The organism is Fibrisoma montanum (genome assembly GCF_003583365.1).
GTDB classification, from domain to species: Bacteria; Bacteroidota; Bacteroidia; order Cytophagales; family Spirosomataceae; genus Fibrisoma; species Fibrisoma montanum.
In genome coordinates this window covers 631,451-653,539 of sequence record NZ_QXED01000002.1, presented here as the reverse complement: position 1 = coordinate 653,539, position 22,089 = coordinate 631,451, and the positions used below count along the sequence as shown (strand labels likewise).

Sequence of the window (22,089 nt, the reverse complement as noted above, 5' to 3'; positions counted from 1 at the left end):
TCTGACAACTGGGAACAGCAAACCCTAACCTATACCCAGTAAACTCAACAATGCACTATAAGTACGTAATCATCGGCTCCGGCCCAACAGGCCTGGGAGCCGCTTATCGCCTGAAAGAACTGGGCATCACCGATTTCATCGTTCTCGAAAAAGAAAACCGCATCGGTGGTCTTTCCAAAAGCTTCGTTGATGAAAAGGGATTTACCTGGGACGTGGGTGGCCACGTTCAGTTTTCCCACTACAAATACTTCGACGACCTGATGGTTAAAGCGCTGGGCGAAGATGGCTGGCTCAGCCACCAGCGCGAATCGTGGGTGTGGATCGAGGGGCGGTTTGTGCCGTATCCGTTCCAGAACAACATTAAGTACCTCAAACCCGAAACGATGTGGAAATGCCTGGAAGGGATCATCCACAACTACAAGTTTCCCACGAACATAAAGCCGGCGAACTTCCGCGAGTGGATTCTGGCAACGTTCGGGCCGGGCCTGGCCGAAACGTTTATGTTTCCGTACAACTACAAAGTATGGGCCTTCCCGCCGGAAGAAATGAACGCCGTCTGGGTAGGAGAACGCGTAGCCGTAACGGATCTGCAGCGGGTAACGAAAAACATCATTTTCAATCAGGATGATTTCTCGTGGGGCCCGAACAGCACGTTCAAATTCCCTAAACACGGCGGTACCGGCGGTATCTGGGAATCGGTCGGCAACCTGATCGGGCGCGACTACATCAAGCTGAACTGTACGGTTGAGAAGGTGATCGGTGCCGACAAGACGATCGTGCTGGCCAACGGCGAAACGATCCAGTACGAGCACCTGATGAGTACCATGCCGCTCGATATTTTTACCCGGAAGGTGGAAGGGCTGGACTCGCAAACGGTCGAAACAGCACAGGGACTCAAGCATTCATCGACCAACGTAGTCGGAATCGGCCTGAAGGGCAAACCGAAAGAAAGCCTGAAAACGATGTGCTGGATGTACTTTCCGGAGTACAACAGCCCGTACTACCGCGTCACGGTATTCTCGAACTACAGCCCCAACAACGTACCGGATATCAACCAGTACTGGTCGCTGATGACCGAAACGAGTGAGTCGCCGGCCAAACCGGTCAACCGCGAAACGCTGATTCAGGATACGATCCGGGCGCTGAAGGAAGACCAGTTGATTGAGTCGGAAGACGACGTCGTGTCGACCTGGCACATGGCCTTCGACTATGGTTATCCGACCCCATCCGTGGAGCGCGACGGTATTCTGAAAGCCGTACTACCGAAACTGGAGCCCTTCGGCATCTATTCGCGGGGTCGTTTTGGAGCCTGGAAATACGAGGTCAGTAATCAGGATCACTCGCTGATGCAGGGGGTGGAATGGGCCAACCGCGTGGCCGCCAACGTTCCCGAACTAACGCTTTTCTTCCCCGACACAGCCAACGCGATGTGGGGTAAATAAGCTGGTCTGCCAAAAGTCGGTAAGTTAGTAAGTAGCCAACGCCTGTGTTACCTTTGCGTTACGCTGCCGGGTGCGCCACAGGGCATCCGCCTTACTACCTTACCGACTTCTTCGTTGTTTATGAATAAACGTATCTGGATTGGTGTTGGCCTTGTGGCAGTGCTCGGGTGGCTGGGCTACCGACTGGCCGACTCGTCCGGGCGTTCGCTCAGGGCGCTGGTCCCACCGGATGCGTTGCTGATCCTGGCGAGCGACCGCCTGCAGGATTCGGTTTCTGAACAGGCCTTGCGTACTCAGGTTTCACTCCGCCAGATGCCCGTGTTCGATGAGGCTCTGGTCCGGCTCGAACGGTTTCTGTACGCAGCCGGCGATACGGCCTCGGTCCGGCGGTTCGTTACGGGTAAAAACATCCGGTACTCCCTGCATCCGGCTTCCAAGAACGCCCTCGATTATATCTTCTATATCCCAACCGAAGCCAGCGATCAGGCATTCCTGAAGCAACTGACCAATCCGAACCCCCGGCAATACCGTGTGTTGAGCCACACCTTCGCGGGCGAACGAATCTATGACCTGCAATCGCTGACGAACGAATCGGTTGGATCGTTTCTGCTTACGGATGAGTATCTGGTGGGCAGTACGTCCGGGGTGCTGATCGAGAACGTAGCCCGGGGTATTGGGCATCGGACTACGCTCCCGTATACCGATGCGGCTTTCGACGTTGATGTCGACCAGTTAGGACGATTAACGATGCGGCCCGACGTCCTGCAATCCCTGTTCGGCAAAGCGGGCTCGGTGGTTCGGGTCTTTTTGCCCGAAGAGCTAACCTTGCAGTTCCGGCCGGCCGCGTCGCGGTCGCACCTGATCGGCTACGCTTCCGACGAGATCGGCAACCGGCGCGACGTAGCCAATTTGTTCGAAGGCCAAACGCCCATGCGCATCCAAAGCGCAGCCCTGATTCCGCAAACCACCGCGACCCTGTACCACATCGGCATCAGCGATCCGGCCCGGTTTGGCCGCAACCTGAGCAGTCTGCTGGGTGCGGCTTCCAGTGATTTCCTGCGCGACCGATTCAATCGGCTTAAGCCTGCCACCGAAGCGCTGTACAAATCCATCGGTACGGATCTATTGCTCTGCCGGCTCGAATCTTCCAACAATATTTACCGGCAGCTTCTCATTCTGAAAAGCCGGGACGTGAAGCAGCTGTCCAACGCCTACCAGCAGGCCGCTTACCTGGCCGGTGCGTCGGGGTCAGCCCCCCTCAAAACGTACCTGGGGCATAAAGTGCTGCTGCTGAATATTCCCGAACTGCCCGCATCGCTGTTCAGCAGCCTGTTTACGGGGTTCCGCCAGAGCTGGATTACGCAACATGGCTCGAACCTGATCGTGGCTAACAGCGAAGATGTTATGCAGGACTATCTGCAACAACTGACCCGGGGCACCGTGTGGTCGGCTGATAAACGGCAGGCCGAACTGCTCGGGCAGACGTTACGTCCGGCCAACTTCACGGCCTTTGTCCGGTTACAGCGAACGCAGACATCGCTGACCAGCAGCTGGCCGGCGTCCTGGCAGACCCTGCTGGAGCCGACCGAACATGACCCGGCCATGACTGATCTTGAAAACATTGCCTACCAGGCCAGCTACGGCAACAAGAAAATCCTGTCGACCCTGGTCCTTGGTCGTACCACCCGCCGGGCCAGCCAGGGCGTCCGGAACCGGGTGCTGTTGCAGAAACGCAGGCAGCTGGAAACCCCGCTAACGTCCGGTCCCGTAGCAATCGGTAGCTTGAGCGACGATATGCTGCAGTACTACGCCCCGCTGAGCGACCAACTGGTACAGGTTCTGGCCGACGAAACGTTCATTCATTCCGGCCTGGATGGCCCTATCCGCAGCAATACGCTGGCAGTCGATTTTCTGGACAACGGCCGGCTTCAATACCTGTTCATGACCGACCGGACCTTGTACGTCACGGACCCGGGGCAGGTCAAACCGGGTCTGGCCCGCAAGCCCGACAAACCCCTGGCCATCCGGTTGCCCGAGGGGCTGAATGCAACGTATCTGGCCCGGCCGCGTGGTACGCAGCAGCGTAATCTGGTGGCCCTGGCTGCGCATCAGGATGGGCACATCTACGCCCTCGACCGACGGAGCCGAACGTTTGTGCGGTTGCTGACGGCTCCCCGCAAAGGCCCGATTCAACTGCCTTTCCAGGTAATTACGGCCCCGACGGGTATGGAAATTCTGGCGCTGCAAGGCGATGGCACGCTGAACCGCTGGCGGGACAATGGCACTCAGTTACCCCAATACCCGGCCAGGCTGGGCAGTTCAGAGACGGAGTTTACGTTTATAGGCCCGGCCCTGCTTCCCCCTACCCGCTCCGACATTCAAACCATTACGGAAAACGGACAGCTGCTGCGGCTCAATGCATCGGGGCTGCTCACGGCCCGCACGCAACTGTACCGTCCGTTGCGGAGCGGATCGTTCCGGCTTTTCCCGGACGAAGCGCTCACCAACTGGCTGCTGCTCCGTACTACCGATACAGAAGTGGCCGTGCTGGACCAGCAGGGGAACGAACGCTTTCAGGTGCGGGCCCTGCAGTCGGGGCGCAACAACGTCCGCTACCACCGATTAGGCGCGGGGGTGGAATTGATCACGGTGAAATCAGGTAACTTTACCACGCTGTACGATCTGAACGGCCGCCCCATCGGCGACCGGCCGATCCCGTCGGATTTCCCGGTGTCGCTGCAGTTCGATGAGACCACCAACGAATTATATATTTTAAGCGCAGTCCGGAACGCAGTCGAGTTGTTCAGTATCCGGCTGCGGTGAGGCAGCTTAGGGTTTACAGGTCGGTTCTCAGTAAGCCGGCACAGAAGAGCCTAAACGCTGAAAACCGAATACCGGGAACTGTAAACCGTAAAACGTTCACCGAATTTCGCGAACTTACGTATGTCACGTTTTATCCGTTATACCCTTATTGTATTCGCCGTAGTGCTGTGGCTGGGCGGGTTGTCATCCACCGTATCCCACTGGCTCTACGAGACCGGCGTTATTGTCGACGATTACCGGTACGGTGATTTATACCGGCTGTCGAACCTGCCCCAATTTAAGGATAAGCAACCCGAATGCCCGCCGTCGGACCGCGACAGCGATACCGCCCGCACGCACCTCTACATTATTGGCGATAGCTTCTCGGAGCCGCAGCGCGTGAATCAGCAGGATTTTCGGATCAGTCATTTCCAGCGCGTTCAGTGGGACCATCTGCAAGCCGCGCAGCTCGACCCGACCCGGCGGAACGTGTTGGTACTTGAGTCCGTTGAACGGCACTTCCGGGAACATTTTGCCCGACCGGTAAACGAACTGGTGGTGCAGCAGGACACCAATCAGGCCGCAAAACCGAAACTATCGTGGCGTCGGCAGATCGGCGATGACATCCATCTCAGCGACATTGAGGAACGGCTCGAATCCGCCCTGTTCAGTCATGATCTGTTTTTCTGGTTTAAAGAACTGAAAGCCTCCCTGACGTACCGGCTGTTCGACCGGGCCTCGCCGGCAGTAAGTCTGTCCACAGATCATGAGCACGTTCTGCTCAACATGGATACCGATACGACCAAACGGCTCAATTCGTCGTTTTCTTCTCTCACCGACCAGGAGGTTGCTACGTTAGTCGACAGCGTTAATTCGGTAGCTGAGCGGTACAAGCGGCTGGGCTTCGATGAGGTGTATTTATCCATCATCCCAAATAAAACGACCATTCTTGACCCCGAGCGGGGGCAATACAACCGCCTGATCGAGCGGATTCAGCAGCACCCGGCACTACGGGTTGGCGTCATTGATACGTACAGCGTATACAGGCAGGCGAAACAGCCGGTTTATCTCATCGGCGATTCTCACTGGAACTGTACCGGACGAGCTTTGTGGCTCAATCAGGTACGCCAGAAAATAGGCATCTGACCTGTCTATTTTTGTAACCATACTCTATATTTCAAATCTATTAGTGCCACATAAGTTTAATTATATTTAAATAATTAAACAGTTTCTTTGTTTTATTCAAATATATTTCTTTATTATCATGCATACTTATGTTAGTTTAGGCGCTCAATTAAGTTTGTTTGCCCACTACACTTTACGTATTCATGCATTACTCCTTTCGTCAACTGACGTGGCTTGCGGTCGCGTCGGGTTTTCTGTATGGCTGTTCGCAGTCAACCATTCAACAACTCTCTGAGATTCAGCCCGAACGTGTTGCCAATCTGCGCACCGCCAATACGGGTACTATCCTGAACGTACAGACCGGCAAAAGGTACACGGACCTACAGACAGCCTTCAATGAGCTGCCGGCAACCTTCACGCAGACCTATGAACTGCAGCTCAGTGGTACGATCCTGACCAAATCAGCTACGTTGCGTAACAAAAACATGGGCAGCTTTTCGCTGGCGCTCCGGGGCGTTGACGGGCAGGCCATACTTGACGCGGGTCAATCCGAATCGGCCGTGGTGTTCAACGGAACCAGCCCAGCCAACATCCGGAATATTATCCTTGAAAACCTGGTTATCACGAACTACAGCCTGACGTCCGGCAATACGGCCGGTGTCCGGTTCTTTACGGTTAAAGGGCAGAGTCTGCTGAAAAACGTTCGGTTCACGGGCGGCTACGTAGCAATGCGCGCCACGGTTCAGTGCGAGGATATTACCTTCGAAGACGTGCAGATGGAGGGCATCCGCTTTGGTGGTCCTCGTCTGGGCCAGGCTCCCAACGACGTAGGGAACGTAGTGTTCCGCCGACTGAAAACATCACTCGATCAAAGCCCGCAGAACCTGGCCGGTGCCGACAATGTCTGCCAGCTGAAAGGTTTCAAATCCCTGCTGATCGAAGACTGCGAATTCGACGGGGCGACCAAGACCATCGTGGATTTGTACGAGATGTCGAACATTACGATCCGGCGGAATAAATTTATTCGTTCCGGTCGCAATAACCTCTACGGCATCGGCATTCAATTGCTGCCGGCCAGTGGCAGTACCTGCCGGAACGTAGTGATTGAAAACAACCTGTTCGACAACCCCATGGGAACGGCCATTTACCTGCGGGGTGCTGATCTTACAATTAACAACAATACGTTTGTGGAAGGCGGCACGAACCGGCCACTGATTTCGCTGGAAGCCAGCTCGGGCAACATCGAACTGGTTAACAATATCTACGCGGGCAAGAACAATACGAACCCGATTATTAACCTCTATCAGGTCAATGCGCAAAGCTTCGTCAGCAACAACAACCTGTACTACAAGCCCGCTGGCAACAACCGTAGCCTGATTAAGGGCGCCAATGGTAGCAAAGATCTGACCGGTGCTACGTTGGCCCAGCTTCAGAGCAAAGGACTCGACCGCAATGGTATTCAGGCCCAGCCGCTGTTCATCGGCAGCGCTGACCCGGGCCGGCCGACCTACATGCTCACCGCCGGCTCACCCGGCCGGAATGCTGCCGATGCGACCCGCTGCCCGGCGGTCGACCTGGCCAACCAGGCCATTACGACCGCTCCACCGGATCTGGGAGCCTACGACTACGACTCATTCTAAGATTATAAAACGCGGGTTGGTCCATGGACCAACCCGTTCTTTTTTCAGTCAGCAGCCAAAAGGCAGCCGGTTCAGCACAGGGCGAACAGGTCCGTTACGCCAAGCATTCGCTTGCTGATAAAGCCCTCGCCGTACTGAACGCCAATCATGTGTCCGTGGTCTTCGGCACGGGCGCGCAGAAAATCAAAAAACACTTTGCTGGAGATGTAGCTCTCCGGCTCGGTACTATCGGGGTTAAAGAACTGGCTCTTATAGGCCCTGATTGCGGCCAGTTTACCTTCCCAGTAGGGCGTGATGTCGACCACAAAATCCGGCTGCAGGAATCGATCCTGAATGTAGTGATACACGTAACCAGGCCGCCACGCGTCCTGAGCCTGTCCATCCTTACCTACCGTTTTGATCTGTCGAAGCCCCGCGTAAAAGCAGGAATCGTTCACCAACTGAGCCGCCCGCCCGTGGTCGGGGTGGCGATCATCGGGCGTATTTGTCAGGACAATGGCGGGCTGAAAATGCCGGATCACGGCAATGAGTGCCATCTGATGCTCTTCATCGTTGCGAAAGAACCCATCGCGGAACCCCATATTCTCGCGGGCTACCAGCTTCATCAGCCGGCTTCCTTCGGCCGACTCCTGCAAACGAATTTCGGGGGTGCCCCGGGTACCCAGTTCACCACGGGTCAGATCAACTCCGGCTACCGTTTTACCCTGAGCCACCAACGACAGAATCGTTCCGGAACAGGTCATTTCAATATCGTCGGGGTGGGCACCAATAGCCAGTACGTCAACTTTCATGCGTAAAAATAGTCTGAGTGTTTACGGGACAAACTTACAACCAAACAAACGGTCGTTAGAACAAAAACCCGCTGATGTCAACATCCGTTACAGCGGGGCGTAAAAATTTCTTAATGATACCAAACCGCACCTTCCCCGTCTGAACGTTTGTAACCCCCTTCATCTGTTGTTACATTTGGCGGCTCAACTTGACCAAGAAACCCACGTTCACTTATCAAACCCGAATGTCTTACAAAGCCCTAGCCCTTCAGCTCACCTGCCAGTCTGTAAATCATTGTCAAACCCGCGACGAAGCCGAAGCGCTGATGTTGTCCGGCGTGGAGCGGATTGAGCAGCAGATTGCCGCATCCATCGGCTACATCGGTCGCGACACTTTGCTGGTGGTCGTTCCCGAACACTTTCTAACCGGCTTTCCGGTGGATGAAAGTGTGGACGTCTGGCGCGAAAAAGCAGCCCTTGAAATAGACGGGCGTGTGTATGAAGCCATCAGTGCTATGGTTCAGCGGCAGCAGATTTACTTTGCCGGCAATGCCTACGAAATAGACCCCTATTTCCCGGAGCTTTACTTCCAGACCAGCTTTATTGTTGGCCCTAACGGCGATATACTGCTGCGCTACCGCCGACTCAACTCCATGTACTCCCCTACCCCGCATGATGTCTGGGAATTATACCTGGATGCGTACGGGTATGACTCGCTTTTTCCGGTGGCGAGAACGAACATTGGCAATCTGGCCTGTATTGCTTCCGAAGACATTCTGTTTCCCGAACTCGCCCGTTGCCTGGCTATCCGCGGAGCCGAGGTTCTGCTACATTCGACCTCGGAAACAGGGAGTCCGCTACTGACGCAGAAGAACATTGCCAAACAGGCGCGGGCCCTCGAAACGATGACGTACGTGGTGTCGGCCAATACGGCTGGCATTACCGGTATCTCACTCCCGGTAAATTCTGCCGACAGTGGCTCCAAAGTTGTTGACCCGAAGGGCATGGTACTGGCCGAAGCCGGCTATGGCGAGAGCCTGGCTGCCAACGCCGACATCGACCTGGCGGCCCTGCGCGATTTCCGCCAGCGTCCGGCCCTGGGCAACCTGATGGCCCGCCAGCGGTTTGAGCTATACGCGGAAAGTTACACCAAAACCAGCGTTTACCCACCCAGTACGCTCCTGAGCCAGCCGGCCGAGCGCCAGCATTTCGTGCGAACGCAACAGGAAGTGATCAAAAAGCTGTACAGTTAAGCCCGGGGTAATCAGGGTACCTGCTCCTCCGGGTACCCGCTGCTATCCAGGATAATCGTCTTTCGTCGGCGGGGCGGCAACCGGAACAGATTACGGCCAGCTTCCTCGGGGGTTTGATCGCCGAGCAGGATACCCCACGGCTGCAGGCTTTCGACCCGGTCGAAAATGACCTTCAGGATGGCAATGGCCGGAATGGACAGAAACATGCCGGACACCCCCGCCAACGCCCCTCCGATCAGCACGCCAACGATTGAAACGAGGGCATTGACACGAACTTTTGAGGCTACGATCAAGGGAACCAGTACGTTGTTATCGATGAACTGCACCAGTAGGTAAACGCCCACGATCCCCACCGAAACGGTCAGTTCGGGCTCATTGCCAAACGATACCAGCACCGTCAGGACCATCGCCACCAGTCCGCCAATGTAGGGAATCAGGTTCAGGATTGCTCCGATCACCCCCAGCAGTATGGCATACTGTACGCCGAGCAGCAGTAATCCTACGGAATTCAGTACCGCGACCAGCACCGTTTCGATCAGCAAGCCGACCATGTAGCTCTGAACGACGGTTTTGATTTCAAAAAGTACCTCCCGGACCCGTACCATGTGTTTATCCGGAAAAAGCGTCACAACGAACAACAGCAGCATGGGCCGGTAATACATGAGCAGAAACACGTAGATCGGCAACAGGGTCAATGTTCCCAGCGGACCGGCCACCACACCGATGGTATCCGACGCCTGCAGGTTGCCAAGTGTTTCACTTTGGGCCTGTTTCAGGTACTTCTCCTGATCCCGGTAACTCACGTTGTACTCACTCCGAACCCAGCGACGGGCCTGGTTGTAGACATCATTCAGGTTCTCGCGAAGTTTGGGCAGGTCGTCGGTAAAGTCCGAAAACTGCATCGAAAGCACCACCGTCAGGCCGGCCAGCAAGATAACGGCCAGCAGCAATGCCAGGCTAATTGCGATCACCTTGTGCATACCGAGCCGGGTGAGCCGCTGTTCGACCGGCCGCAGCAGTACCGCAATCAACCCGGCCATGGCCAGCGGTACCAGAATATCCTGGCCTAGATAAATGCCCGTTGCAATAAGCGCCAGCGACAACAGGGAGTGCGAGAATTTATGATAATGCGGATGAGAAATGTCGGGTAGCATGTGTTTATGACGGTTGAGTGTACAAAATCAATAGTATAAAACTACTAGAGGGATCACCGGGAAGCGTAGTCGCCAAAAATCTATTTTCTGACCATCAGCGAACGGCACTTTCCAGCAACCGAATCGTTCCGGCATCGGCGTCGATCTCCGCGTCGACGCCCACCGGCACCGTAAACTTATCGGCCAGGTGCCCGATCATCGCTCCCGCATACGCAGGAACCGACAACGAACCAAACTGTTCGGTCAGTACGTCTTCGAGCGTGAGTGAGCCGTAGCCGCCACTACCGGGTTCGCATTTGGTACATTTCCCGAACACAAACCCAGCGACCTGATCCAGTATACCGGCCAGCCGGAGCTGCGTCAGCATCCGATCCATGCGGTACACGTCTTCGCCCACGTCCTCCACAAACAGGATTTTACCGGTCCAGTCGGGCAGATAGGGCGACCCAATGAGGTGACTCAGCACGGTCAGGTTACCGCCGACAAGCCGCCCGCGGGCCTTTCCGGATTTCAGGGTTGTTACGCGGTCTTTCGTCTGGCTCAGGGTGTCTTCCTTTTTAACGGGATTGCTGAACGTAACGGCTTCGCCCGCCATCAGCACGCGTTTGAACCAGTCTACAGTGTAGGCATTCCAGGTGGCGGCCCCTTCCGGACCATGCATGGTGATCAGTCCCGTTCTGGCGTTGATACCCAGCAACAGGGCCGTAATGTCGCTGTAACCGATCAGGATTTTTGGGTTCCGGCGTATGAGGTCGTAGTTGAGCAGGGGCAGCAGCCGGGCACAACCCCAGCCGCCGTGCATGGCCATGATCATACTGACCGACGTATCGGCAAACATGGTGTTGATGTCGGCGGCCCGGTCGGCATCGCGTCCGGCGAGGTAGCCGTAGCGGTCGTAGAAATGCGGACTGAGTTTGGTTCTGAAGCCCAGCGCCTGCAAGGACTCAATGGTGATCTGCACCGATTCGCGGCTGTAGGCGGGGGCCGCCGGGCACACCAGCCCGATAGTGTCTCCGGGCCTGAGCCGGGGTGGCTTCAGGGCAGCCGGTTCAGCACGGGTAAACGACAGGAAGGGGGCCAGCGCGGCAGCTTGTAGAAACGATCGGCGGGACGGCATATTTTTACGGTTACTTGCAACGAAATCACGACCGGCGGGGTCAGTAAGCTTATACGCAATTGACCAGACAAGTTATGAAAAGGCTGTTCACCTACCCGTGCCTTTTGATTTTTCTTTTAAGCTGCCAGGGCGATCTGGATTTATTTAAGAAGCAACCTATATCAGAGTGCGTAGGCCACAGCACGTATTACGTTGCTAATCAGAGCGACTCCCCACTGTCCGTTCGATTCGTGACCACACGTCAGCTGGGCAGCAAAACCGACTCGACCTTCCGTATTCAAAGCCAGGAAACAGTTAAGATTGCGGAAGACGCCATGTTTGGCTACATCCCCAAACCGACCGATACGTTCGCATCGCTTACCTTATCTGGTCAGCGTACCGGTGGGCAGGCCGTAGCCTACAGTCAGAATCCCGTAAGCAATACCACCTGGGTAAAGCAGAAAAAGAATGCTACCGATCCGGATTTTGGCTGCTACGCGGTAAGTTACACCCTCACGATTACAAACGCCGATCTGAAGTAGGCATAGCTGAGCTTACGGCAGGCAGCACCCGCTCGAAGGTCCAGCCCGCTACGGGCTCGTCGTCCTGCCGGATGTACAGGGCTGCCCCAATGGCGGTGGCCTGCGGGAGTAAAGAGGTGTACACCGCTTTTTCGGGGAACCGATTGGCCAGCAACTGCATGAAAAGCTGGCTGCGGGCGAAACCGCCGTCCACGTAAATGGTGGGCGTGTTCTGGTCAATCAACTTGATTGATATAGTCAGAAGTTCAACCAGATCGATCATCAGCCGCGTATAGGCTTCCTCCGCCGAGGCAAACGCCGATACGTTCCAGTCGCCGGGCGGCTGGTTGGGGAAAGGGCCCGTTCCAGCCATACAGGCGGGTTGAAGCCGGTTTTGGTCGGATTGCCGGAGCCGGTCGACTAATTCGGCCTGGTACGATACCTGCCGCGAAAAATCCGGTGTCAGGTTGAAGTGTTCCGCAATGCGGGCTACCTGATGGTCATGTTCCCGACCCATAAACAGCCGCGACGCTTTAATGAAAGCTCCGCCAACAGTCAGGTACGACAAACAGTCGCGGTGCAGTTGCTCGTCGGTCAGCGGCTGGGTATTGAACGGGTTGAGCGTGATGCACCACGTCCCAGTCGAGAGCACCATGAACTCGCCCTGGCAACGGCTCAGGTACGCCATAATCACCGATGAGCTATCGTGCAGCCCCCCGCCGAGAGGTACGCCATCTGTGTACTGGACAATCGGTTGCCCAACAATCGGGGCCAGCTTCGTATGAAGCCCTTCGCGCAGGACCCAGTCGTGGTAGCGGTGCTGCTCAAAATCCCACAGGGCCGTATGGCAGCCGATGGACGTATAATCGCTGGTCGGCTGGCCGGTGAGCAGGAAGGAAATGTACTGGGGCAAGTGCAACGACCACCGTACCCGTGCCCATACCTCCGGCCGGGCGTGCTTGAGCCAGTACAGATGCAACCCCGAGTTGAGCATGCCCATGGGGGGAGAAGCCGTTTGCCGGGCCACCGCCATGGCATCACCGTAGGTTGTGTAGAACTGCTCAGTTAGCTCGGGTGGGTATGGCTTCAGATACGAGTATACGGGTGCTACCGGCTCGCCTGCTTCATCGATATGCACCAGGGTTGCTCCATAAGCTGCCACATTCACCGCCCGCAACTGAACCGAATCGTGGTTTTGTTCGACCCGACTGCGGAGTTGATGCCAGTGCTCCCGTACCCAGCGGGTGAGCAGCGGCAGATCGTCGCAGGGGAACCCGTCTTCGTCGGTCGTTTCGGGTAAGGTTTCGCTGATTTCCTCGACAACGCGATACTGGTTGTCAAAGAGCAGCAATTTTTTGTTGGTACGGCCAATGTCGAAAACGGCAGTGAGTTGCATAGACGCAGAAGAACAAAGATAGGCAGCGTGCACAGATTTCTCTTTGCATAATATCTGCGCACGCTGTATGTAAACTACTTACAACCCCGTAGCGACGGCCAGCTTGCCGCGGGTGTCGATGCGTTGCTGGCGAATGCTCAGGTTACGGTACAGACCGATGGGATCGAGGGCGCCCCCCTGCCGGTGAATGGCTTCCGCGACCAACGCCCGAACGTCCGTCATGAAGGCATCGCGCAATACCTCCTCGGCCCGAACAGCGTCGTTGGCATCCTGGGCATCGAACAACGCTTCCGTGTCCACCAGCAAGGCTTTGGCGTAGGCCGTCAGGATGTTCTGCACCGACTGAAGCAGGTCTTCGATCGGGTCTTTGAGGTTATGGCTCGCGTCGATCATGTAGGCAACGGGCGGATTGCGGACCACCGAATCCTGAGCCGCCTGCACCAGTTCGCAGAAAATCAGGAATAGCTGGAACGGCTTGATACTGCCCGTCGTCAGGTCGTCGTCGCCGTACATAGAGCCGTTAAAATGGAAGCCGCCGAGCCGCCCGAAGTGGAGCAGCCGCGCCACGATCTGCTCAATGTTGGTGTTCGGCAGGTGATGACCCAGGTCGACCAGCACCTGCGCTTTGGGGCCACAGGCCTCCGACAACCGCAGCGACGTTCCCCAGTCCGGAATCAGCATCGAGTAAAAATGCGGTTCGTACGGCTTGTACTCGATCAGCATCGTCCAGTCCGACGGCAAAGCGTTGTAGATCGTCTGAAGCGAGTCGAGCGTCCGCTGGTACGCCCGGCGGAAATGGTGCTGACCCGGAAAATCGGAACCGTCGGACAGCCACACCGTCAGGGTTTTGCACTCGTCGCCCAGCTTTTGGCCGTACTCAGCCACCTGAATGTTATGCTCGACGGCCTGCTGGCGGACGGCCGTGTCGGTATGGCACAGCGACCCGAATTTGTACGACAGCGGCTGACCCGACTGGTCCTGAAACGTATTGGAATTGACCGAATCAATGATCAGATCGTTGGCTTGCAGTAGTTGCCGGATAGCCTCGTAATCCCGGGGAATATCCCAGGGAATGTGCAGAGAAATGGCCCCCGACGATCGGTTCAGGGCGTGGATAATGCCAACATCCTCAATTTTTTCTTCCAGCGAACGCGGCTCACCACCGGCCGGAAAACGCCCGAACCGGGTGCCGCCCGTACCGAGCGCCCAGCTTGGAATGGCCACCTGAAAAGCGGCCAGTTGCTGCAGCAGTGCTTCTACGTCGTGGCCAGACCGGCTAAGCTGCTCGCCCAGGTATCCCCAGCGAAAGTTATGATCACCGGCAAGGGTCTGATTGTATTCGTTCAGTTGATCAGAAAAGGTCATGGGTTCAGGAATTTTGTCATTATCGGACAAACGCTGCCGCTACGCCCCCATCAACATTCAGGACATTGCCGGTACTCTTGGCCAGCGAGCCATCCACGAATACGAGCACGGCCTTGGCAATATCATCGGGTAAAATTTCTTCGTTCAGGATCGTCCGCTTGGCGTAATGAGCGGGCAGTTCTTCGACGGAAATACCGTAGGCTTTGGCGCGGCCCTGTGCCCAGTCGCCCGCCCAGATTTTACTGTTCCGCAGCACCGCATCCGGATTCACCACGTTGACCCGAATCTTTTCGCCACCCAGCTCAGCCGCCATCAGCCGCGACATGTGCAGTTGAGCCGCTTTAGCCGTACCATACCCCACGTTATTCGGCCCGGCAAACAACGCATTCTTCGACACGATATTGACGATGTCGCCACCGCGTTCCTGCTTGCGTAGTACCTCAACGGCCCGCTGCGAGACCAGGAACTGGCCTTTCACCAGGATGTCCTGCAAGCGATCGTAATCTTCGATCGTCGTTTCGGCCAGCGGCTTGGAGATTGAGATACCGGCGCAGTTCACAATGATATCGACCCCGCCAAAGGCGAGAACGGTTTCGTCCAGCGAACGGGCAATGGCGCTGGCATCGGTTACGTCGAGTCTGACCGAGCGCACGTTGTCTTTGCCGTAGGCTTTACCAAACTCCGTCTGGGTTTCTTCGAGCAGATCACGGTCGGCCAGCATCACACAGGCCCCGTTCTGGAGCAGCACTTCGGCGATGGCCCTGCCGATACCGCCCGTACCGCCCGTTACGTAGGCCACCTTGCCGCTCAGCGACTTTGGCTTCGGCATTCGTTGCAGCTTGGCTTCTTCGAGTAGCCAGTATTCAATATTGAACGCTTCCTGCTCCGGCAGCGATACGTAGTCTGAAACGGCTTCGGCTCCCTTCATGACGTTGATCGCATTCTCGTAAAACTCAGCCGCGATCCGGGCCGTCGACTTGTCTTTGGCAAACGAGAACATCCCAACGCCGGGTAGCAGCACAATCACCGGGTTCGGGTCGCGCATGGCCGGGCTATTCTCGTGTTTGCAGCGCTCGTAATAAGCGGCATAATCGGCCCGGTACTGCTCAAACTGCTCGTCGAGGTACGTTTTCAACTCCTCGGCCGACCGGCCCGATACGACGGTTTCGTCCAGCACCAGCGGCCGGATTTTTGTGCGCAGGAAGTGGTCGGGGCAGCTTGTTCCCATCGGAGCCAGTTTCGACAGATCATTGGCGTTGACGAACTCCAGCACCGCCGGGCTATTGGTGAAGTGACCGATCATCGGCCGGAACTGCGACGCCCGTCCGCGCAGGTAGGGCATCAGCGTGGTGGCCTGTTCCTGCGGATTGGTAGCCGGCTCAACCCGGACCCCGCCGAACACCGGTCGCCGTTTGCCGTAATTTTCTTCCAGATAAACGGCCGCTTTTTCAATGAATGTCAGGCTGTTAAGATACGATTCATAGGCCGTATCGCCCCAGGTAAAGAAACCGTGTCCCCCCAGCATGATTCCCTCAATACCGGGATTATTGACGATGGCCTGTTCGATCTTCAATCCAAGGTCAAAGCCTGGCCGCTGCCAGGGTACCCAGGCAAATTTCCCCTCGAAGATCTCCTCGGTCAGTCGTTCGCCTTCCTTGCTGGCCGCAATGGCGATGATCGCATCGGGGTGTAGGTGATCGACGTGACGGTACGGTACAAACGCGTGGAGGGGGGTATCGATCGACGGGGCTGCCGATGCCAGATCGTAAAGGCAGTAACCGTACAAACCCACAATCTCATCTTCAAAAGCCAGTCCCCGGTAGCGGTTCTTCATCGCGTGCAGACGGTTCATATACAGGCCCGCGAGTCCCTTGCGGGTCAGCGTCCCGATATCGCCCCCGGACCCTTTGACCCACATCACCTCGACCGACTCACCCGTTAAGGGGTCAATTTCCGTAGTTTTAACGCTGGTGTTTCCGCCCCCGTAGTTTGTGATCCGCAAATCGCGGCCAAGCAGGTTGGAACGATAGATAAGCAGGGCTATCTCATCGTGGGCCATTGACGCTGCCTGAGCTTCGTCCCACAGGTAGCTGACGTGTTGAAAAGAGGCCGGATCGGCACTTAGACGGTTGAGGGTTTGCATAAAGAGTTGTAAGTAGTTTACCTACGTGGTTAAAGATCAAAACTCGTTACGATAAACAGCAGTCGTATCCTGCGCTTACCTGATTTGGGTTAATTCAACGTTATCAAGCAGTGGTATGAGTAGAGTTATTCGGTTATAAACTTGTAAATTACAAGGCCTAAACTTCGATCGGCTCCATGAACTTCAGCATCAACGAAAACTCGAGTACGCCGAAATACCGCCAGATCGTCGACTCGATTCTTCACGGCATTGAAATTGGTGCGCTGCACCGCGATGAACAGCTTCCTTCCATCAACGAACTAAGCGAAGAATATTACCTGGCTCGCGATACCGTAGAGAAAGCCTACAATGTTCTGAAAAAAGACGGTGTAATTCAATCCGTTCGCGGAAAAGGTTATTTTATTCGCCGGGAGGGGCCCGGGCAACTCCGGGTCCTGCTGCTGATGAACAAACTCAGCGCGTACAAGAAGATTATCTACTACTCCCTGCTGAATACCTTCGGCGACAAGGCCATCATCGATCTGCGGCTGCATCATCACGATGCCGCCCGGTTTGCTCAACTCCTGCGCGAGAACCTCGGCCAGTATCACTATTACGTGGTCATGCCGCATTTCTACGACCAGACCACCGGCCATACAGCCTCCGCCCGGGAAGTCGACGTACTGAATTTACTTGCCGAAATTCCTTCCAATGAACTGGTGCTGCTGGACAAAGACCTGCCCGAGCTTAAGGGGAACCATATTGCCGTGTTTCAGCAGTTTAGCTCCGATCTGTACGCAGCGCTGGAGTCGGGCGCTGATCTGCTCGAAAAATACCGGAAACTGACGCTGATCTTCCCGAAAGACGTGCAGTACCCCCGGGAGTTGATCCAGGGCTTTCGGAATTACGGCGTTCATTACCGGAAAGAATTTACGATCCTGAGTACAACGCAGGGCCATACCATCGAACCCGGTACGGCCTACATCGTGCTCGAAGATTCGGATCTGGCCGAACTGGTGCGGCAGGCCCGCCACCATAGCCTGCAGCTGGGCTGCGACGTCGGGATTCTGTCGTTCAACGAAACACCCCTGAAAGAAGTCCTCGCCGATGGCATCACGGTCGTATCCACCGATCACGAACACATGGGCCAAACGGCCGCCCGCATGATGCTGAACCGACAGTCGGGTAAGGTTAAAAATCCGTTTCAGCTAATCCGCCGCAGTTCGTTGTAAAGAAGGCCTGTCCTCCGTTTTTCGCCGGTTGCAGGTTGGATACGTTCGGTTAAACATTACCGGATGACAATGGGTTGTTTCTATAAACCAATCTGGGAGAAACAACTCAACGATTATGAAAATTGCCGTAGAAAAAGACCAGGATAAACCGTTGCTGGCCGATGGACACCACACGGTCGAAATTACCCGCATCGACGAGGGGACAAGCGAATACAAAGGCATTCCGTTCTTTACGTGCCGCTTCGAAAACGAGGAGGGATACGTATCCCAGCGATTTTATCAGTCGCCGGCCGGGATGCCCGCTATCGTCAACCTGTTCAAAACCGCGGGCCTCGACGTGAAGGAAGGCGACGAACTGGATACCAAACAGCTGCTTCATAAAACCTTCGACATTGAGGTTGGTGAGCGCAGCTACAACGATCCCGAAACCGGAAATGAACGTACGCTCAAACAGGCCACTAATTTTTTGCTGAGCTAAATCGAGCTTTCCATACAACCTGAACCGCGCCCGGCTGAGTTTTTCAGTCGGGCGCTGCTGTTTCAGACACCGTGCAACCGTTTGATACCAGAATCGGTCTAGTTTCTTAAGTCCGGTAGCGCGACACCTGCCGCTGACGCCTAACCCCTTTTAAACCAATGCTTCACCGGCTGGTATCAACGCTTGACCCCCGGGGAGCTTTACGGATTCAGCCCGAATAATCAATTTTAACCAGTGCAAGGCGGGTCTGCCAGCTACAAACCCTGCTTTCTTCGCCATGCGGTTGGTTTGGTAAACTTTGTTGACTACTTTACGGTTACTGTAACGTTCGTCAACTGAATACAACCTATGACATGTATATACGTATCTGGACGGCTCTGACGGCTGCGCTGCTTTGCGGGGCTTGTTTAGTACAGTCCGCCATGGCTCAGTCGACGTTTGTCATCTCGGGACGCATTACGGATGCGGCCACCGGCGAGGGCATTCCGTTTGCCAACGTAGCCATCAAAGGCCTATCAAAAGGTACCGTTTCGGACGCCGAGGGCAAGTACGTTCTCCGCACATCGCAGACCGGTGATTCGCTGCTGGTTTCCAGCCTGGGTTTTCAGAACCGGGCGTATCGCATCCTGCCGATCGAATCCCAAACGATCGACGTGCAGCTCGCGGCAGCGGCCACCAAGTTGCAGGAAGTCAGAGTGTACGCCAAAGGGGGCGATCCGGCCTACCGCGTTATTCGGGAAGTTGTTCGTCGGCGCGACCGTTTTGACCCGGCTAAGCTCAGCGGGTACCAGTACGAGAACTACACCAAAATTGAAGCCTACGTCAACAATTTCAGCCGCAAACGCAAAAACGGCAAAGGCCCCGGCCCAGTAGGGCGGCTGCTGGGTAAACTCCCGGCCGTAACCGACGACAATGGCGATCCGGCCGTGCCGGTGTTCATCTCCGAAACATTTTCCGAACTGTACGCCCGCAGTAATCCTGAGAAGTTCAAGGAACGGGTGCTGAAGTCGCAGGTGCGGGGCGTGGGCGTAACCGACGGCAGCCTCGTAGCTCAGTTGACGGGAGCTTCGTTCCAGCAGTATAATTTCTACCGCAATTACCTGAACGTACTTCGCAAAGACATTCCGTCGCCGGTAGGGGCTCAGTGGGAAACCATGTATACCTTCCGGCTCAAGGATACCGTCACCATCGACAACGCCGTTTGCTACGAAGTGGAGTTTGAGCCCAAACGCGCCAGCGACCTCGCCTTTTCCGGATCGGTCTGGATCGATACGACCCAGTTCGCCCTGGCTCAGCTTGAAGTCAGTGTAGGCAAGCGGGCCAACATCAACTTTGTGGACGAGATCCGCATTGAGCAGGAATGGACGATGCTGCCGTCGGGGGCCCGCTTACCAACGCAGACTCACGTCATGATCGATACCGACCAGCCAACGCCCCGTTCACCGGGCGGCCTGGTTCGGTTCTTCTCAGCCGCCCGCAACATTGTGGAAGGCCAGCCCCGCGAGGTGCCGTTCTACGATCCTTCGCTCGAATTATCAGACGATTACAAGGTAAAAGATCCTTCGTTCTGGAGCAGCGCCCGCCCGGATTCACTGTCGCCGGAGGAGTGGCGGGCCATGCGGGTTGTTGACTCCGTCCGCAATGTACCCCTGGTAAAAGTAGCCGGCGACGCCATTCGGCTGGGGGTGGTGGGCTACCAGCCGCTCGGTAAACTGAACGTCGACGTGGGACCACTGCTGTACACCTACGCCAACAACACCATCGAAGGCCACCGCATTCGGCTGGGCCTGCGCACCAATACCGGTTTCAGTCGCAAGTGGCTGCTGAGCGGCTACGTCGCCTACGGCACCACCGATCAGACCTGGAAATACAGCGGCTCCATTGAATACATTCTCAACCGCAAGCCGTGGACGGTACTGGGCGTTCGCCGGAGCTACGATATGGAGCGCGTGGGCGTTTCGGCCGACAACCTCGGCGGTAACTCGCTCTTTTATGCGTATTCCCGCTTCGGAGCTATTCGCCGACCGTATTTTCAGGAAGACAACCTGGCCTATTTCCGGCGCGAGGTTGGTCGGGGCTTTACGCAGACGTTTGCGCTCCGCAACCGGACATTCGACCCGCTGTTTGCCTTCGCGTTCCGCCCGCAGGCCGGCGACGATGACCAGCGCATCCGGAACAGCTACCGGACTACCGAATTTATCTGGGAAACCCGCTTCGCCCCCGACGAGGTGATGCTTCAGAACGACAACGTGCGTGTCAGCGCGGGGGCTACCCGTAAACCGATTCTGACGCTACGTTACACGGCTGGCATCCGCGACCTGCTGGGGGGCGATTTCACGTATCACCGCGTTGCCATGTCGATGAGGCACTCGTTCCGGATGGGCGTGCTGGGACGTACGTACTACACGATAGGTGCCGGCATCATTCCGGCTACACTCCCCTACCCCCTGCTGTACACACCGCTCGGGAACGAGTCGCTGTTCTACGTCGGTAATGCGTTCAATCTCATGAATTATTTTGAGTTTGTGGCTGACCGGTACGCGGAGCTGCAGTTCGAGCATAATTTCAGCGGACTGCTGTTCAACCGGATTCCGCTGCTCCGTCGGCTGAAGTGGCGCGAACTCGTTACGGCGAAGGTCCTGGCGGGGAGTGTGTCGCAGGCTAACCTCAACACCATCCCTCCAGCCGACGCGGAGGGCCGCCCGGTTCAGGGATTCCGGGCGCTGGGCAATACGCCCTACGTGGAAGTGGGCTATGGCATCGACAACATTTTAAAGGTATTACGTATCGACGCCATTCACCGACTGACGTACCGCGATAACACTACTATCTCAGGATTACCCGTCACGCCTTTCTCAATCAAGGTGTCGGGCTGGCTGAGCTTTTAAGCCAGCGCGGTCCCCCCCCGGAACTTAGCTCCACTGATGCCAAAATCCTGACGTGGCGGAACTGAGTCCTTTCAGGGTGGTCTGGCGGACTGGTTTTGGGAACGGAACCCACAACCCTACTGCGCCTTTTGCAGTACCTGTTCTACGGTCAGCTCCTGGAGCGATGGCGCCACCATATCGGCCTGAGTCAGTACGTCGGGCGAACCAATGCCGACCACAAACATACCGCCCCGCTTCCCGGCTTCAACCCCCGCGACGGCGTCTTCGAACACGACACATTCGGCCGGACTTACTTCCAGTTCATCGGCTCCTTTCAAAAATACCTCCGGATCGGGTTTGCCCCGCGTGATTTTATTCCCGTCGATGATGGCGTCGAACGCATCCTGCATACCGATACGTTCAATGATGAGAGGAGCGTTCTTACTAACCGACCCGAGGGCCGCCAGCAGTCCGGCTTTCCGCACCTGCGAAAAAAACTGCGGTACGCCCGGCAGGATGTCATCGGGTGTCATCCGGCTGACCAGCTCCAGATACCAGTCATTCTTTTTTGCCGCCAGTTCGGTTCGGGTTTCCTCCGGCAGGGTCAGGCCACCGTGTTCCAGAATCAGGTCCAGCGATTCCATGCGGCTCACGCCCTTCAGCCGCTCATTGAACGCTTCCGAGATGTCGAAACCTAGTTCGTTAGCCAGCCGTTTCCAGGCCCGGTAATGGTATATAGCCGTATCGACAATAACGCCGTCAAGATCAAACAGGAAGGCTTTTATTACGCTCATATCAGGTTGTTTGTGATTCCTAAACTGAGCGC

At 56.1% G+C, this 22,089-nt stretch carries 16 protein-coding genes; 9 read left to right on the top strand and 7 right to left on the bottom strand.

The window, feature by feature from the left end; genetic code table 11:
- Positions 1 to 50: 50 nt before the first annotated feature.
- The 4 genes from DYU11_RS08475 (at position 51) to DYU11_RS08460 (ending at position 7,009) form a co-directional block, all read left to right on the top strand.
- Entirely contained in the window at positions 51 to 1,442 is a 1,392-nt protein-coding gene (locus DYU11_RS08475; RefSeq protein ID WP_119667216.1) for a protoporphyrinogen/coproporphyrinogen oxidase, read from the top strand.
- Positions 1,443 to 1,562: 120 nt separating this feature from the next.
- Positions 1,563 to 4,265 carry a hypothetical protein gene (locus tag DYU11_RS08470; RefSeq protein ID WP_119667215.1) on the top strand — a complete coding sequence of 901 codons (2,703 nt, stop codon included), beginning with the start codon at positions 1,563 to 1,565 and terminating at the stop codon, positions 4,263 to 4,265.
- A gap of 120 nt (positions 4,266 to 4,385) precedes the next feature.
- Positions 4,386 to 5,390, top strand: a complete 1,005-nt coding sequence (locus DYU11_RS08465) for an alginate O-acetyltransferase AlgX-related protein (RefSeq protein WP_119667214.1) — start codon at positions 4,386 to 4,388, stop codon at positions 5,388 to 5,390.
- 182 nt (positions 5,391 to 5,572) lie between these two features.
- Positions 5,573 to 7,009 carry a right-handed parallel beta-helix repeat-containing protein gene (locus tag DYU11_RS08460; protein WP_119667213.1) on the top strand — a complete coding sequence of 479 codons (1,437 nt, stop codon included), beginning with the start codon at positions 5,573 to 5,575 and terminating at the stop codon, positions 7,007 to 7,009.
- A gap of 71 nt (positions 7,010 to 7,080) precedes the next feature.
- Here the strand turns inward: DYU11_RS08460 and bshB1 are convergent, their stop codons facing one another.
- On the bottom strand, positions 7,081 to 7,800 hold the full coding sequence (bshB1, locus tag DYU11_RS08455; protein ID WP_119667212.1) for a bacillithiol biosynthesis deacetylase BshB1: 720 nt from the start codon (positions 7,798 to 7,800) through the stop codon (positions 7,081 to 7,083).
- 224 nt (positions 7,801 to 8,024) lie between these two features.
- Between bshB1 and DYU11_RS08450 the strand changes: the two genes are divergently transcribed.
- Positions 8,025 to 9,032 carry a nitrilase-related carbon-nitrogen hydrolase gene (locus DYU11_RS08450; RefSeq protein WP_119667211.1) on the top strand — a complete coding sequence of 336 codons (1,008 nt, stop codon included), beginning with the start codon at positions 8,025 to 8,027 and terminating at the stop codon, positions 9,030 to 9,032.
- A gap of 11 nt (positions 9,033 to 9,043) precedes the next feature.
- Here the strand turns inward: DYU11_RS08450 and DYU11_RS08445 are convergent, their stop codons facing one another.
- Together DYU11_RS08445 and DYU11_RS08440 are read right to left on the bottom strand one after the other, a co-directional pair.
- Positions 9,044 to 10,186: an AI-2E family transporter gene (locus tag DYU11_RS08445; RefSeq protein WP_119667210.1), complete on the bottom strand. Its 1,143-nt coding sequence runs from the start codon at positions 10,184 to 10,186 to the stop codon at positions 9,044 to 9,046.
- 94 nt (positions 10,187 to 10,280) lie between these two features.
- On the bottom strand, positions 10,281 to 11,303 hold the full coding sequence (locus tag DYU11_RS08440; protein ID WP_119667209.1) for a S66 peptidase family protein: 1,023 nt from the start codon (positions 11,301 to 11,303) through the stop codon (positions 10,281 to 10,283).
- A 230-nt stretch (positions 11,304 to 11,533) separates the two neighbouring features.
- Between DYU11_RS08440 and DYU11_RS08435 the strand changes: the two genes are divergently transcribed.
- Positions 11,534 to 11,824, top strand: a complete 291-nt coding sequence (locus DYU11_RS08435) for a hypothetical protein (RefSeq protein ID WP_158600248.1) — start codon at positions 11,534 to 11,536, stop codon at positions 11,822 to 11,824.
- Here the strand turns inward: DYU11_RS08435 and DYU11_RS08430 are convergent.
- From DYU11_RS08430 to DYU11_RS08420, 3 genes are all read right to left on the bottom strand, one after another.
- Positions 11,802 to 13,199, bottom strand: coding sequence for an FGGY-family carbohydrate kinase (locus DYU11_RS08430; RefSeq protein WP_119667207.1), 1,398 nt, complete (start codon positions 13,197 to 13,199; stop codon positions 11,802 to 11,804). The genes DYU11_RS08435 and DYU11_RS08430 overlap by 23 nt on opposite strands.
- A gap of 78 nt (positions 13,200 to 13,277) precedes the next feature.
- Positions 13,278 to 14,564 (bottom strand): sugar isomerase, encoded by a 1,287-nt coding sequence (locus DYU11_RS08425; protein ID WP_119667206.1) that lies wholly within the window; start codon positions 14,562 to 14,564, stop codon positions 13,278 to 13,280.
- Positions 14,565 to 14,583: 19 nt separating this feature from the next.
- Positions 14,584 to 16,707: a bifunctional rhamnulose-1-phosphate aldolase/short-chain dehydrogenase gene (locus DYU11_RS08420; RefSeq protein ID WP_119667205.1), complete on the bottom strand. Its 2,124-nt coding sequence runs from the start codon at positions 16,705 to 16,707 to the stop codon at positions 14,584 to 14,586.
- A gap of 176 nt (positions 16,708 to 16,883) precedes the next feature.
- On the opposite strand from DYU11_RS08420, the gene DYU11_RS08415 reads away from it, so the two are divergent.
- The 3 genes from DYU11_RS08415 to DYU11_RS08405 all read left to right on the top strand — a co-directional run bounded on the left by DYU11_RS08415 (position 16,884) and on the right by DYU11_RS08405 (position 21,284).
- Entirely contained in the window at positions 16,884 to 17,918 is a 1,035-nt protein-coding gene (locus DYU11_RS08415) for a GntR family transcriptional regulator (protein WP_119667204.1), read from the top strand.
- A 115-nt stretch (positions 17,919 to 18,033) separates the two neighbouring features.
- Positions 18,034 to 18,396: a hypothetical protein gene (locus DYU11_RS08410; RefSeq protein WP_119667203.1), complete on the top strand. Its 363-nt coding sequence runs from the start codon at positions 18,034 to 18,036 to the stop codon at positions 18,394 to 18,396.
- A gap of 353 nt (positions 18,397 to 18,749) precedes the next feature.
- Positions 18,750 to 21,284 (top strand): DUF5686 and carboxypeptidase-like regulatory domain-containing protein, encoded by a 2,535-nt coding sequence (locus tag DYU11_RS08405; RefSeq protein WP_119667202.1) that lies wholly within the window; start codon positions 18,750 to 18,752, stop codon positions 21,282 to 21,284.
- A 116-nt stretch (positions 21,285 to 21,400) separates the two neighbouring features.
- Here DYU11_RS08405 and pgmB read toward each other — a convergent pair whose 3' ends face one another.
- Positions 21,401 to 22,057: a beta-phosphoglucomutase gene (gene pgmB / locus DYU11_RS08400; protein ID WP_119667201.1), complete on the bottom strand. Its 657-nt coding sequence runs from the start codon at positions 22,055 to 22,057 to the stop codon at positions 21,401 to 21,403.
- Positions 22,058 to 22,089 lie beyond the last annotated feature (32 nt).

Bases quoted from the DNA above. Each gene is read 5' to 3' on its own strand.
- DYU11_RS08475 (WP_119667216.1), top strand. From the start codon at position 51: ATGCACTATAAGTACGTAATCATCGGCTCCGGCCCAACAGGCCTGGGA.
- DYU11_RS08470 (WP_119667215.1), top strand. From the start codon at position 1,563: ATGAATAAACGTATCTGGATTGGTGTTGGCCTTGTGGCAGTGCTCGGG.
- DYU11_RS08465 (WP_119667214.1), top strand. From the start codon at position 4,386: ATGTCACGTTTTATCCGTTATACCCTTATTGTATTCGCCGTAGTGCTG.
- DYU11_RS08460 (WP_119667213.1), top strand. From the start codon at position 5,573: ATGCATTACTCCTTTCGTCAACTGACGTGGCTTGCGGTCGCGTCGGGT.
- bshB1 (WP_119667212.1), bottom strand. From the start codon at position 7,800: ATGAAAGTTGACGTACTGGCTATTGGTGCCCACCCCGACGATATTGAA.
- DYU11_RS08450 (WP_119667211.1), top strand. From the start codon at position 8,025: ATGTCTTACAAAGCCCTAGCCCTTCAGCTCACCTGCCAGTCTGTAAAT.
- DYU11_RS08445 (WP_119667210.1), bottom strand. From the start codon at position 10,186: ATGCTACCCGACATTTCTCATCCGCATTATCATAAATTCTCGCACTCC.
- DYU11_RS08440 (WP_119667209.1), bottom strand. From the start codon at position 11,303: ATGCCGTCCCGCCGATCGTTTCTACAAGCTGCCGCGCTGGCCCCCTTC.
- DYU11_RS08430 (WP_119667207.1), bottom strand. From the start codon at position 13,199: ATGCAACTCACTGCCGTTTTCGACATTGGCCGTACCAACAAAAAATTG.
- DYU11_RS08425 (WP_119667206.1), bottom strand. From the start codon at position 14,564: ATGACCTTTTCTGATCAACTGAACGAATACAATCAGACCCTTGCCGGT.
- DYU11_RS08420 (WP_119667205.1), bottom strand. From the start codon at position 16,707: ATGCAAACCCTCAACCGTCTAAGTGCCGATCCGGCCTCTTTTCAACAC.
- DYU11_RS08415 (WP_119667204.1), top strand. From the start codon at position 16,884: ATGAACTTCAGCATCAACGAAAACTCGAGTACGCCGAAATACCGCCAG.
- DYU11_RS08410 (WP_119667203.1), top strand. From the start codon at position 18,034: ATGAAAATTGCCGTAGAAAAAGACCAGGATAAACCGTTGCTGGCCGAT.
- DYU11_RS08405 (WP_119667202.1), top strand. From the start codon at position 18,750: ATGTATATACGTATCTGGACGGCTCTGACGGCTGCGCTGCTTTGCGGG.
- pgmB (WP_119667201.1), bottom strand. From the start codon at position 22,057: ATGAGCGTAATAAAAGCCTTCCTGTTTGATCTTGACGGCGTTATTGTC.